Source organism: Sphingomonas sp. LR55 (genome assembly GCF_036856015.1).
GTDB lineage: Bacteria > Pseudomonadota > Alphaproteobacteria > Sphingomonadales > Sphingomonadaceae > Sphingomonas.
On record NZ_JASPFO010000001.1, the window covers coordinates 2728574 to 2742136 of the forward strand.

The window sequence follows — 13563 nt, forward strand, 5'->3', positions numbered from 1 at the left end:
AATGCGATCGGACCCGCTGCGGGCGGCGCGGATACAGCGCAACCTGTTCCGGGGGCCCAGCCAAGCAGCCCAATACCAACCTTACCGTGTCGCGTGGCTTCGCCGATTGGTTGCGCACCAACAAGCTCGGTTTCGCCTTCACCTCGTATCAGACTGGTCAGTTGTTCCTCGTCGGTGTCACGCCCGCGGGGACGGTTTCGTTCAACCAGCAGTATTTCACGCGCGCGATGGGCCTATGTTACCAACCGGGCCGGCTGTATCTGGGTGCCTTGCATCAGATCTGGCGGCTGGAAAACATGCTACGTCCCGGCGAGATCGGCAACGGCCAGTTCGACATGGTGCTCGTGCCGCGCAACGCGCAGACGACCGGCGATGTCGACGTCCACGAGGTCGGCACGACCAGCGATGGCCGCGTGATTTTCGTCAACACCAAGTATAGTTGCCTGGCGACCCTCGACCTGAACCATAGTTTCCGGCCGGTGTGGAAGCCGAAGTTCATCTCGAAACTGGCGCCCGAGGATCGATGCCACCTGAACGGCATGGCGATGGCGGACGGCAAGCCCCGCTACGTTACCGCGGTCAGTCGAAGCGACATCGTGACCGGCTGGCGCGAACGGCGCGACCAGGGTGGCGTCCTGATCGAGGTCGCGACCGACCGCGTCGTGACCGACCAGCTGTCGATGCCGCATAGCCCGCGGGTATATGGCGACGTGGTGCTCGCGCTCGATTCCGGCCGCGGCCAGATCATCCGGATCGATCCGCAGAGCGGCGCGCGCACCGACATCGCGTTTTGCCCAGGGTTCCTGCGCGGCATGTCGATCCACAACGGACATGCGCTGGTGACGGTGTCGAAGCCTCGCAACGGGACGTTCGCCGGCCTCGCGCTCGATGCAGCCTTGAAGGATCGCGACGCCGAGCCGTGGTGCGGCGTGCTCGTCGTCAATCTCGCGACCGGCGACATCGTCGAATGGGTAAAGCTGGAGGGCTTCATCACCGAACTGTTCGATGTGGTGGCAATGCCCGGCATAGTCTGTCCGATGTCCATCGGTCCGGACACAGTCGAAATCCGCTCCACAATTACCTTTGATACCAATTTTGCCCCGCTTGGCTGAAGTAAGGCGGATTGTCCGAATACGCTATTTGCTGGCCACGATCAGTGGTTGGATCGTCAGCCAGAGCAGCGCATATTTCCGATTTGGCGAGGACCGTACTATTGTGCACTTTGCCAGCCTCTATGCCGAAGCAATTACTGGGGCACATAAGGCCGTCGTTGTTGTAGGCGCGATATGACGGACCGCGGCGGTTTGCTTGCGATCCACGCTCGGATCGGTCCCGGCCTTCGAAAGCCTTGAAGCCGAGTTCCGATGTTCGCGCGCTAGAGCGAGGCTGACTTTGGATAGCTGATCAACAAGCGAGCGCTTGGCTGCGACACGATCGGACGAGGCGACACGATCGTACGAGGAAAGCGGAGACAAATCTGCCCCTTGCAGGACAGTATGAGACCAGTTGATACAGGAAGTTGGCGGAGCGGGTGTCATCCGATCGGTGTTCCTACCTGTTCCAACGTCATCCATAGAAGACTGTTTTATAATGACTTTTTAAAAGTACGTTCCCGTGGGTTCCAGCAAGGTCAGGCATGTTCCCATATATTATGTGGGGTGGTATGTGGGCTCATGTCAGGCATCAAACCAGTCGGCTCGCACAAGGAAAAGCGCCTTTCCTACGCGACTATCCGAAACCTCAAGGAGGCTGGCTCGTATGGCGACGGCAATGGCCTCTACCTGAAAGTCGATAAGTCGGGTGCCAAGCGCTGGTTTCAACGCATCGTCATACAAGGTAAACGTCGAGATATAGGACTAGGGTCGGCGGCACTGGTCAGCCTAGCAGACGCCCGCGAACAGGCCTTACAGCACCGAAAGGCAGCACGGTCGGGTGAAGACCCTATAGCAGCAAAACGACGCTCTACAGGCATCCTGACGTTCGAAGAAGCAGCTAAGCGCGTCCACAAGTTGTTCGAGCCAACGTGGCGCAACGCAAAGCATGGGCAGCAATGGATTAACACGCTCACGGCCTACGCTTTCCCAACGATTGGTTCGAAGCGGATTGACACGGTGACAAACGCCGACGTGCTTGCCGTGCTGATGCCAATCTGGACAGTAAATGAGGAAACTGCGCGTCGCGTAAAGCAGCGCATCGGAACGGTGATGAAACACGCGATGGCGGAGGGCTGGCGCACGGACAATCCTGCGGAGGCGATTACGAAAGCCCTGCCGCGTCACGACCGCTCCAAGGTAGTCCACCGGCGTGCGTTGCCGTGCGGGGCCGTCAGTCACGCAATCGCAACGGTGAAGGCAAGCAACGCGACCCAAGCAACGAAACTGGCTTTCGAATTCATGGTTCTGACTGCGACCCGTCCCTCGGAGAGCTTGAAGGCTCGTTGGAGCGAATTCAACATAGATGCGGGCCTATGGACTGTCCCGGCGGCCAGGATGAAGGCCAAAAAGGATCACTGTGTTCCACTCTCGAAACGCTGCCTCGCCATCATGGGAGAAGCACGCATTCTTCGCCAGGCAGAGTCCGATCTGGTCTTTCCAGGCACAAAAAAAGACCGCCCCCTATCGGAAAATACGCTCTCGAAGCTGATGAGAGAACTGAATATCGCGGCCGTTCCTCACGGTTTTCGATCAAGCTTCCGCGACTGGGCCGGAGACGAGACAACGCACGCGCGAGAAGTGATAGAGTTCTGTTTGGCTCACGTTACTAAGGACAAAACCGAAGCTGCTTATGCCAGGTCTAGTTTACTTTCAAAGCGCTCGAAGGTTATGGACGATTGGTCCGCATACTTGGACGCCACATCTTGTAGTTAGCCATAGAAACTACTCGAACTATAAACTTCGAATATTTAAAGTATCTAAACAAATTGGCGAGACCAAACGTTATAAAGCTCTAGAATTCGGCGTTTGACGGATCAATTTTGGTGTGTATTTGGATGCGCCTCTTTTGAAAGGAGGTAGCAGATGAACACAGAACGCATTATTCGGCGGCCCGAAGTTGAACGCATTGTTGGCCTTAGCCGTAGCGGCATTTATGCCGCGATGAGTCGCAACGAATTTCCGAAACCCCGGAAGATTGGGCGACGCGCAGTCGGTTGGTATGAAAGCCATATCAATAAATGGGTATTGACGCGCGAGATTGGAGAAGTCTGATGACAGGCGTAACGATGGGCGAAATGTTTGACGCTGCTCAAAGGTGGCGTGACGATATTGCACTATTAGATCGGGCCATTGCAAACGCGAGCGGCCTTGAGAGGAAGGCCTTAGTGCAGACAAGGAGCGGCTTGCAAAAAGTTCGTAGCAAGCTTGTTGCTGGCCTTAACGGTTACCCAGACACCGACCAGAAGTTTGATATTCTGGATCAGGGACCTGATTAACTCTTAAATAACACTTCAAAGCCGCCATATAGAGCTTAGTTTATAATTAGTATTGGCAATATCACTTACATAAGATACGGCTTTACCTTCCGCTAGGGTGATACACTAAGAGATACATCATCTATGTCAGAGATATATTAAACATCTTAGCTGCCCAGCGTTAAAGCTAAAGCCGTATCAAGCGGAATGCTTGCCCTAAACCAACGTGCTTTGTTTATCCCGGCTACCTATTTGCCATTCCCTTGAAAGGAATGAACGGGGGCCAGCCCGCGTTTGATACCTTGTGAAACCACAAGGAGTGTATCACCCTATCTTTCGATTAGGCCGGATTATCCCCTACGCAGGTTGTAAGCGGTCGGGGGAGGCGGAAGGTTATAAGTTCCTCCAAAGCAGCTTGACCCTGCGGCTTGATCTAGTGAATTTCGATGGTAGGCTCCGAGCACATCAGTGATACATCACCTTCGCTAACCAGAGTGGCTACTCAATCCAAATCCCTGTAGGGACAAGACAGGATAAGTCTCACGATTATTATGCCGATTTGCGCCAGTTAAGTCAACCTTACTAATTAGACACTAAGTTTAAATTACTTATCGTAAAAGTAAACTAACCTTAACATCTTTAAACATAAAAATATTTTACAACTAGATTTGCTTGTATCCTTTAGATCATGCAAGGCTAATACAAGCCCATTAAGGGGGCTTGCCACTAGAACGCATAAGTACTGGCTGATTGGTGCAAATAACGCTGTACGGGGCTTAAAACGGAAAATAGGGGACGTTTGAGGGCGGGTTTGCAGCCCACGTAACCGCACCACTGTTCCTCACTCGGCATTAACTTGTGAGGTTGGTCTTAAAAATCAACTTCTGACTGAATCCATTCCCATCCCCCGCTAGCGCTCAATCTACGACTTCGTTATCCTGTAGACGTAGGTGGTACACCGCCTACTACCGCCGCCGGATCGATCCCCAGCGCCCGTGCGATGTCTACGTACTCGACAACGTCCAGCCGCCGTTCGCCAGTCTCATATCGGCTAACGAATTGCTGGTGTCGTCGCAGCTTAGTAGCGAGCGCGTTCTGACTTAGGCTCGCGGCCCTCCGAGCATCTACCAGTAGCGCGATCATGCCCCGGTAGCGGTCGTCGCCGAACCCCTTGGTATTTGATGGTGGAGGCGCTGCCATGCAGCCTCCGTGCCCACTCTGGACTCCTACACAGAAACCGTGTCAACCGGGGTCGGAGGTTGACCTATGAGACCAACTGGAATCGCGATCTTGTCAGCCGTGGCGCTGCTGGCGTCTCCGTTATACGCAGAACCTGCAAGCCCTATTGATGTAGCACCCTTACCGTTGTGGCGTAGCATGATCGCGGCAGCTAGGGCGGACGCGCGCAATCGTGACGAGTTCGCCACTGCAAAGTTACCCGCAATCTATCGGGATAACATTGAGATACATCACAAAAGACCCTTAGTTGATAAAGGGTCAAAGAATTATTCATACAAAGATGGGGTTCTGACGCTATACGCTGCGGCACTGTTAACGCTATCCGATAAGTTCGGAGGAATGCCAACACTTACACTCACATCAGACAAACGGTATGGGGACGAATATAGCGCGTCAAATGCTTACGGTGCATCTGTAGAAGTAACGAACTGGCGGAGGGAGGATGACGGGCTACTTATCTTGGCTGCGCCCTCGCAGGGTTTAGAGCAACCGCGCTACTTACCGGTTGTATTCTATGAGCATAAAATAGTTATGTCTGGCGAAGCGGCTAAGGCGCTCGTTGCCAACGTCGACGTTTATATCGATGCTATTATCAGTCGACCGCCATCGGGTAAGCCGGTTGTTTGCGAACGTAGCTCTAGCACGGCAACGATAAATGACCCAGAGTCATCGACGATCGACGGATGCTACGTAGGGGCTAAAATAACCCATATCTCGCTCGTTGATCGCACTAGCAGCTTGTCATTAAAAGACTGGAAGTGACGCATTATCACGTAATGCGCGCGCCACAGCGGTAGCCACGCTACTTACTCCGCTCTTTTCTCGGCCCGTTGAACGGCGGCGCGGGATACTCCGTATTCCTTCGCCAGGACACCCAACGAGACCCCGTTGGCGCGCGCTGATACGATCGCGGTTTGCTGGTCCTTTGTAAGCGCCTGCGGGCGTCCTAAAGCCTTACCAGCGGCTTTTGCCCTGCTTAGGCCTGCCTGCGTCCGCTCGATCAAAAGGTCGCGCTCAAATTCTGCGACTGCTGCGATAACACCCATAGTCATGCGACCGGCGGCGCTGGTTAGATCGACACCACCAAGAGCAAGGCAATGAACCCTTACACCTTGCGCTGCGAGCATATCGACGGTCGCACGCAGGTCCATTGCGTTGCGCCCTAAGCGATCCAGCTTCGTGACGATGAGCACGTCGCCAGCTTCAAGCCGATCAACCAGCTTTGCAAAGCCCTTGCGCTGTAATGCCGCAACCGAACCTGACACCGTCTCTGCGACGACGCGCTTAGGCTCAACATTGAAGCCCGCGCCTTCAATTTCACGGACCTGGTTATCGGTGGTCTGATCTGCCGTGCTGACTCGGCAATAAGCGAATGTACGGGCCATCCAGTTCGTCCTTGTATCGATTACGAGTATCGATAATGAACCCTTGTCGAAATAGAGTCGAGTCTAATTTTCGATACAGTCTCTATCACTGTATCGGAACCGACCGTATTAGAGCCGGCTGGGCCATTAGAGTCTAGGCAGCGTTTGGATGTTGGTACGCCGCGTCCGCATACATAAGGGCCAAGCGGTGCGGTGCGACGCCTCGATGAGGCATACTAACAAGGTTCAGACGCGATACTAACCTGCTTCAATAAAGAATATTATTCTTCGATGTATCGGCAGCCCATCAGCGATAATCCTCGATAAACTCACGAAAGTCATCCGGTATAAGCGCCCTAGAGGCGTGCCCACCGAGAGATATTTCTGTATGGTTTATCGTACCATTAGCATTCAATAGACCAAATATATTTATACTCGGATTGCGAAATTCTATTGCTAGCTTATCTAGCCATTTTGTAAAGAATTTGAGCGCAAACTTTCCACGATATCGTTCCGACGGAATTAAATCTGCAAAACCTATGATACTCTCGTTCCAAGTTTGGTCAGTAACCTCAATAGGATACGGCAGTACCTCATTAGGGCTATGATCCTTTTGGCACGTCGCTCCTAGTTCTACGCTTGCGAAGTCATTAATCCCGGAAGGCATGGCGTCATCAATATCTATGCCGATCTGGCGTCCAACATAAATGCGCTCATTGATCGCCTTCGAAGCAGCGAGATATGCTGCATAATCCGCCTCGAACATCGCAACCACGGATCGCCTAATCTCTATTTCTCCATCGCAGGGAAAAGCGACAGCTAGCAGTCGATCTAACACAACCGAATCAACAAGATAGTTTTCCACGGAGTAACGGCGTAGCATGAATACTCTATCGAAGGATAGGAAGCCATTCAGGTCATTGAAGTCTCGGTCTACAATCATCTTAACCAGATATTCTAAATTGTTCCTATCGCGAACAAGAACATTCCTCAAATCTCTAACTTGCCTTTTACCACCACAAACCAAAAACTCATATCTGATTTGAGGAGATACTCGCTCAATCCATTTAGAATAGACAACCTTATCGTCAACACCTTCAACCGCTATAATAAGTCCATTAGGAAATTTCGACCGCAAGTTTAATAGCTTGGTTTTTATTACGGATGGCCGTCGCTTCGCGGCAATCCTTGATGACACATAAGGATCAATCATCAGAGTAAATCTCACCATTCATTTCTTCATGAAAATCAATATCATCGTCCAAATCAAAGAACGGCTGATCGTCATTTTCGATTTTCAAACTAAGCGACTTTGCAAATGGCTCTAACGAGTTGTCAAAAACAAATGGCGAATGAGTTATAGCAACGACCTGCTCGCATGATTCTGCAAGAATCACATCTACGAGAATTCCGCGCTGCCAATCTATTGACAACGACAGTTCCGGCTCATCAATCAAAACTATCTTACGCTTTGGATATAGATATAGCTTTGCAAGAAGCGATATCATTTGCTTCTCACCGGAGGAGAGAGCATCTAGACTAACAGGCCTTCCCTTTGGCAAACTCTCTACATGGACAGAAAGATTAGTTCTGTCTAATCTCATTATTTTGTTATCTATTGGTTCTAGTCGTTGTTGATCAACAACATAGTCCAAATCCGTGGTAGGCTCGGTAGAACTTAGGTATTTATTGCAGCTAAGAACAAAGTCGTTAACAGGCCCTTCGATGGCTTTGGTAGTTTCGACAATTTCATTTAGCTTGCCAAGAAAGTAAGTTAGAAAATCCCTGGATTCTGGCGGAACTCCATGCTCACTATATACTCTGTCAAAATCCGGAGTACTTATAGGATAGTACGGACCATAATCTCGTCCGCTTGATTCCATTCTAGCAAAAAATAGTTTTAAGTCTTCTTGTTTAGGAATGACAATCCCATCAGGGACATCAAACCCTTTAATTAGATCGGATATGATATTTTCGCTAAGCTTTCTGTAGCCGTTATTTGACTGCAGAATAATGCTGCGATTTATATCAATAAGCCGATCTGAAATATCAGAGAGGCCAAATTGTATTTCTCCGACATGCAGACTTCCGCTAGCTACACTAAATTTCGGCCTCCGCCGACGACCGCCGCGACGACTATCTGGTTCATCGGTCAACGCCAACTCAACCCGCCGATATGTCGGAAGATAGACGACCTCAAACCCTTCAAGGTAAGTTGTCAGCGTCTCACGAATAAAACGTAGACTTTCTGACTGATCAAACAATGCTTCATAGAGTTCCGTACACGCTTTTATGGCTCTTGAGGGTTCGTACCCATAGTGAGTAACCAGTTTATTGGGGATGTCTCCCGAACCACCATAATGATACTCGCGTAATTTCGTGGAAAAATCTGACAAAATAAAATCGAAAAGTGAATCTCCCGAAACACCAATCTGAGTCGCGAGCCGAAAGACTCCCCCTCCTTTTGGAATTGTGAGAAAGGTCATCAACTCGTCGTGAGTAAGGATTATTTCATCTTGTAAGCCACGTAGCTTGCAGAATATCTCGCTAAACTCAATATTTCGAAGCCGAGAAAGCTGAAGCCTAAGAAAGGCATCTAAAGCACCTATAAGTGTAGTCTTACCTGTACCATTTTTGGCTATCAGGATCGTAGCCGCATATTCGGATGAAAGAGACACGGTTCGATAGCCATAGAGCCGACGAATGCCGAATGCTTCAATTAGAGAGGGCGACTCCCCTCGCGCAGCGGCACGCTCTTGAAGGGTGGAGTCCTCAAAAACAGTTGTCATCGTTAGCTGCCCCCGAATCAATTTGCGCCGCCTTCAAGAGCCGCACACTTTCTGCATTCGCCTCCACCGTCAATGGCGGCATTATATTTTGTGGGGCGGGATGTTGGCTTAATAAAGCGTCGCGCAAAAAAAACCTGCAAAAACAGGATTTTATGCGAAGGAGTGGCGGAGCGGGTGGGATTCGAACCCACGATACGCTTTTGACGTATACTCACTTTCCAGGCGAGCGCCTTCGACCACTCGGCCACCGCTCCGCATTGCTCTGGAAGGGGGTCTGCTAGTGCGGGTTTCGCGTGTGCGCAAGCGATTGCGTGCGGTGATGCACTCGGGCAGTCTTCGGGGATGTTGAATCTCCTTCTCGCCGCCGCGCTCGCGCAGGCCGTTGCTGCACCAGCCCCGGTCGCCGCGACACTTCCCTCGGATCCGTTGCCGGCTGACTGGAAGGCGGTACCGGACGACGAACTGCTCGTGTTTACGCTGGCCGACGGGCATCGCTTCACGGTGCGGTTGGCGCCGCGATACGCGCCCGTGCACGTCGCCAACATCCGCAAGCTCGCCGCGGCGCATTGGTGGGATACGGGAACTAGCGTGTACCGGGTGCAGGACAATTACGTCGCGCAATGGGGCGATGCGACCGAGAAGAAGCCGCTTGTCGCTGGCGTGGTCGCCAATCCGTCGGCGGAATACTCGCATGCCGGACCGACCACCGTGGCGCGGTTGGCGCAGCACGATCCCTATGCCGAATGGGCGGGGTATAGCCGCGACGGGTGGCCGCTGGCGGGCAATGGTGCGACCGAGTGGGTGCCGCATTGCTATGGGATGGTGGGCGTCGCACGCGATCTGGCGCCGAGCACGGGGAGTGGCGCGGAGCTGTATACCGTGATCGGGCATTCGCCGCGCGCGCTCGACCGGAACATCGCGGTGGTCGGACGCGTGATCGACGGGGTCGAGTGGCTGTCGTCGCTGCCGCGCGGTACGGGAGACCTGGGGTTCTACAAGACCGAGGGGGAGCGTAGCCCGATCGTGTCCGCTCGCCTTGCAAGCGACCTGCCTGCCGCCGAGCGACCGCATTTCGAATATCGCGCGGCGGACAATGCGCGGTTCGTGGCGTGGATCGCGTCGCGGGAGAATCGGGCGGGGCCGTTCTTCACGGTACCGGCGGGCGGCGCGGACATCTGCGCCGCGCTGCCACCGGTGCGTAAAGCACCCTAGCGGATGACGGGCGGCTTGCCGAACAGGCCTGCGTTATAGTCTTCGATCGCCTGCACGATCTCTTCGCGCGTGTTCATGACGAACGGGCCGTGTGAGACAACGGGCTCGCCGATCGGGTCGGCGTGGCCGTAGAGGATCGTCGCGGGAGTTTCGGTTTCGACGGTGATCGTGTCGCCATCGCTGCCGAACGTGGCGAGATGATGCGGCTTGATCGGTGTGCCGTTCGCCGAGGGCGAGCCGGCAACGACGTAGAAGAAGACCGCGCGGCCGCTTGGCGCTAGCAGGTCGATCTTGGCGCCGGCTTCGAGTTCGACGGTCATCATCGCAACATCGGTCAGCGATTCGATCGGGCCGCGATCATCGCCGAAGCTGCCCGAGATCAGGTTCACGGTGCCACCTTCGACCGGGATCGCGGGAATGTCCTCGCGCTGGAGGCCGGTATAAGCGGGCTTGGCCATTTTGAGCCGGCCGGGGAGGTTGACCCAGAGTTGCAGGATCTCCAGCGGACCGCCGTCGCGCTTGAACGAGGCGGGTGAGATTTCGGCGTGGATCAGGCCCGAGCCTGCGGTCATCCACTGGACGCCGCCCGCGCGGATGACGCTTTCGTGGCCACCGCTGTCGAGATGCGCCATCTCACCCTTCAGGATGAAGCTGACCGTCTCGAAGCCGCGGTGCGGATGCGGACCGAACGGGAGGCCGCTGTTGCCGGGGCGATAGGTCTGCGGACCGTGATGGTTGAGGAACAGGAACGGATCGACCTGCGGCAGGCCGGGCCCCGGTAGCGGGCGTCGCGTCACCAAGTCGGCGATGTCGTCGCGCTGGGCGGGATACTGGTTGAGGACGGGGCGCATGTCAGGACGCTTCGCGGTCGGCAGCGGTGGGCCGGGCGATGTCGGTGAGCAGATCGTCGATGCCGGCCACAAGGAAGTCGAGCGTGCGCTGGTCGGTGAAGCGACCGTCGGCGATCTTCTCGTGCACGGCACCGACGACGGCTTGGGGGCGCAGGACGGTGCGGGCGCCGATCGACGCCAATGTCTCGTTGAGTTGCGCGTGGGCGCGAGCACCGCCGACTGCGCCGGGCGACGAGGTTAGCGTGAAGACCGGCTTGCCCGTGAGTGTCGCCTTGCCGTGCGGGCGCGAGGCCCAGTCGAGCGCGTTCTTCAGGACGCCGGACATGCCGTGATTATATTCGGGAGAGGCGATGACGATCCCATCGGCTTTGGCGATCGCTGCGCGCAGGGCGACGACGGCTTCGGGGGGCGTGTCGGTGTCGGCGTCCTGATCGTAGAGCGGGACGTCGTGCAGCGCGAAGATTTTCAGCGCTGCCTTGTCAGTGATCGCTGCGCCTAGCGCGGTCAGGATCGCCGTATTGTACGAGCCGCGGCGCAGGCTGCCGGAGATAGCGAGCAGGACGGGAAGAACCATGGGATTTCCTTTAGCGTATTGAACGATGAATGGATCCTCCCCCGCCAGGGGGAGGTGGCTGGCGCTTGCCAGACGGAGGGGGAGGAAAGGGAAACAGTCGTTCCGTGTCCTCCCCCTCCGTCACCTTCGGCGACACCTCCCCCTTGCGGGGGAGGATCGAGAGGGCGTCGCCACACTCAGGGAAAGCGGTAGCCGGAGACCGCGGTTTGCAGGACGCGCTCTCCGTAGACGTGTGCGCCGGGCTGGTCGGACGCACCGGCGGCGACCATCAGTGGGAGGAGATGCTCTTCGCGGGGGTGCGAGAGGCGGCCGGCGGGGGCTTCGGCCCAGCCAGCTAGCGCTTCCGCCCGGGCGGTCGGTTCGGACTCGACTGCGGCGGTCAGCCATTGATCGAAGGCTTCGGACGGCGCGGTGAAACGCGGGTCGCCGTAGCCGCGCATATTATGGAAGCTCATGCCCGAGCCGACGATCAGCACGCCTTCGTCGCGTAAGGGGGCGAGTGCACGGCCGGCGGCGGCGTGTAGCGTAGGGTCGAGATCGCGGTCGACCGACATCTCGACGACCGGGATGTCGGCCTCGGGGAATGCGACCTTCATCGGGATAAAGACGCCGTGATCGAGGCCGCGCGTGGGGTCGATGGTCGCGGTCATTCCGGCGCCACGGAGCAGGTCGGCGGCGCGGGCTGCCAGCGCGGGATCGCCGGGGGCGTCGTAGCGCAGCTCGTAGGTGTGCTGGGGGAAGCCACCATAGTCGTAGATCAACGGCGGGGTGGCGGCACCGGTGAAGGCGAAGCCGCGCGTTTCCCAGTGGCCGGAGACGACGAGGATGACCTTGGGCTTTTTGGGCAGCGAGGCGGCGATCGACCGGAGGTACGCGGCCATGCCGGTCCAGTTCCCGGCGGGGTCGTCCATGAAGAAACAGGGCCCGCCACCGTGCGGGATGAAAAGGGTTGGCTGGCGGGCGTGTGTCATGATTCCGAGGTAGGCGGCGGTGGCGGCGATCGGAAGGCCGCGAATGGCAACGCTGCGTTGCCGGTTGGCGCGGCGATCAGGTCCAGTAGAGGATTCGGGCTTGGGGAGCTTGGCGGCGATCTCGTCCTGGAAGAAGGTGCGGAGCGCGCGCATCGTGTCGGCGTCGTAGACGTATTTGACCGAGCCGAACTTGGTGCGTTTCTCGGTGCGATTGGCCATGCTGAGGTCGAGCGACGAGCCGGGGTACCAGGTTTCTAGCACCGCCTTCGAGCCGGGGGTGTAACGATGGGTTATCAGTTCGATCGTCACGTCCGGCACGTCGGCGAGCACCCTGCCCGCCTCCGCTAGCAGTTCGCCATACGCCTCGCGCCAGCCTTCGGCGGCGATGATCGGCGCGACCGTCAGGCCGATCCTGTAGCCCGCGTCCGCCATTCTTCGTAGCGCAACCAGCCGGGCGGCGACGGGACTCGTGCCGCCTTCGAAGCGTGCATAGCCGGCGGGGTTGATCGAGGCGCGCATCCGGGTGCGGCCGCGGTGGTCGAGACCCAGCAATGGGTCGACCGCGTCGAACTTGGTGGTGAAGCGCAACTGCACGTCCGCCTCCCACGCGCCGAAATGCGTGATCAGCGCCGAGAGCGATCCGGTGACGTGCTCGATGCCGAGCGGGTCGGTGTAGCAGGATGCCTCGAACGTCGTGCCCTCGTGCGCGCGAGCGGTCGAGCGCGAGGTGACGGTGCCCTGGCCGAGATGCGCGGGGAGTTCGGCGAGGATCTCGGGGAGGTTCGCGTAGACGCGCGTTATGGGCGGCCCCTTCAGCGAGCCGGCGAGGTAGCAATAGCCGCAATGCGCGGGGCAGCCCTCGGCGAGGTCGATCCGCCAGTCGGCGCTAGGGGCGATCGGCTGGAGCTTGCGCTTCGAGGGTGGCGCGACGACCATTGCGAGCGTCGCCTTGGCTTCGGCATAGGCGCGGCGGGAGTCGTTGGGGAAGTCGAGCTTGAGGCGGTCGCTCGGTAGCGTCGTGACCGGCACACCCAGCGCGGTTGCGCGCGCTGCGATCTCGGCACCGTGCTCCCAGGTCAGCGCGGATGGGGTCGCCAGCAGGCGGCGGGGTTGCCAGAGTTTTTGGGAACGCATTGGGAGACAACGCCGGCCAT

At 56.5% G+C, this 13563-nt stretch carries 12 protein-coding genes, 1 tRNA gene and 1 pseudogene; 5 read left to right on the forward strand and 9 right to left on the reverse strand.

Going from position 1 to position 13563, the window contains the following annotated elements:
* Positions 1-86 precede the first annotated feature (86 nt).
* The 4 genes from QP181_RS12975 (at position 87) to QP181_RS12990 (ending at position 3430) form a co-directional block, all read left to right on the forward strand.
* Positions 87-1112, forward strand: a complete 1026-nt coding sequence (locus QP181_RS12975) for a TIGR03032 family protein (protein ID WP_333928773.1) — start codon at positions 87-89, stop codon at positions 1110-1112.
* A 561-nt stretch (positions 1113-1673) separates the two neighbouring features.
* Entirely contained in the window at positions 1674-2867 is a 1194-nt protein-coding gene (locus QP181_RS12980) for a tyrosine-type recombinase/integrase (RefSeq protein WP_333928774.1), read from the forward strand.
* A gap of 150 nt (positions 2868-3017) precedes the next feature.
* Positions 3018-3206 carry a helix-turn-helix transcriptional regulator gene (locus QP181_RS12985; protein ID WP_333928775.1) on the forward strand — a complete coding sequence of 63 codons (189 nt, stop codon included), beginning with the start codon at positions 3018-3020 and terminating at the stop codon, positions 3204-3206.
* Entirely contained in the window at positions 3206-3430 is a 225-nt protein-coding gene (locus QP181_RS12990) for a hypothetical protein (RefSeq protein WP_333928776.1), read from the forward strand. Before QP181_RS12985 ends, QP181_RS12990 begins: the two co-directional genes overlap by 1 nt.
* Positions 3431-4342: 912 nt before the next feature.
* Here the strand turns inward: QP181_RS12990 and QP181_RS12995 are convergent.
* From QP181_RS12995 to QP181_RS13015, 5 genes are all read right to left on the reverse strand, one after another.
* The gene (locus QP181_RS12995) at positions 4343-4609 is read right to left on the reverse strand and encodes a helix-turn-helix domain-containing protein (RefSeq protein WP_333928777.1); all 267 of its coding nucleotides are present in this window, start codon (positions 4607-4609) and stop codon (positions 4343-4345) included.
* An 845-nt stretch (positions 4610-5454) separates the two neighbouring features.
* Positions 5455-6033, reverse strand: coding sequence for a recombinase family protein (locus tag QP181_RS13000; protein ID WP_333928778.1), 579 nt, complete (start codon positions 6031-6033; stop codon positions 5455-5457).
* A 286-nt stretch (positions 6034-6319) separates the two neighbouring features.
* Positions 6320-7225, reverse strand: coding sequence for a DUF4435 domain-containing protein (locus QP181_RS13005; protein WP_333928779.1), 906 nt, complete (start codon positions 7223-7225; stop codon positions 6320-6322).
* On the reverse strand, positions 7218-8801 hold the full coding sequence (locus tag QP181_RS13010) for an AAA family ATPase (RefSeq protein ID WP_333928780.1): 1584 nt from the start codon (positions 8799-8801) through the stop codon (positions 7218-7220). Before QP181_RS13010 ends, QP181_RS13005 begins: the two co-directional genes overlap by 8 nt.
* Positions 8802-8964: 163 nt before the next feature.
* Positions 8965-9055, reverse strand: a tRNA-Ser gene (locus QP181_RS13015).
* A gap of 88 nt (positions 9056-9143) precedes the next feature.
* On the opposite strand from QP181_RS13015, the gene QP181_RS13020 reads away from it, so the two are divergent.
* On the forward strand, positions 9144-10013 hold the full coding sequence (locus QP181_RS13020; RefSeq protein WP_333928781.1) for a peptidylprolyl isomerase: 870 nt from the start codon (positions 9144-9146) through the stop codon (positions 10011-10013).
* Here QP181_RS13020 and QP181_RS13025 read toward each other — a convergent pair.
* The 4 genes and pseudogenes from QP181_RS13025 to QP181_RS13040 all read right to left on the reverse strand — a co-directional run.
* The gene (locus tag QP181_RS13025) at positions 10010-10864 is read right to left on the reverse strand and encodes a pirin family protein (protein ID WP_333928782.1); all 855 of its coding nucleotides are present in this window, start codon (positions 10862-10864) and stop codon (positions 10010-10012) included. The two genes, QP181_RS13020 and QP181_RS13025, sit on opposite strands and share 4 nt — an antisense overlap.
* Position 10865: 1 nt before the next feature.
* A complete protein-coding gene (locus tag QP181_RS13030; protein WP_333928783.1) occupies positions 10866-11438 on the reverse strand; it encodes an NADPH-dependent FMN reductase in 573 nt (190 codons plus the stop codon).
* A gap of 176 nt (positions 11439-11614) precedes the next feature.
* Complete coding sequence (locus QP181_RS13035) at positions 11615-12409, reverse strand: DODA-type extradiol aromatic ring-opening family dioxygenase (RefSeq protein WP_333929632.1); 795 nt, start codon at positions 12407-12409, stop codon at positions 11615-11617.
* A gap of 159 nt (positions 12410-12568) precedes the next feature.
* Positions 12569-13543: pseudogene (locus QP181_RS13040) on the reverse strand (spore photoproduct lyase family protein); the annotation flags it as partial.
* Positions 13544-13563: the final 20 nt, after the last annotated feature.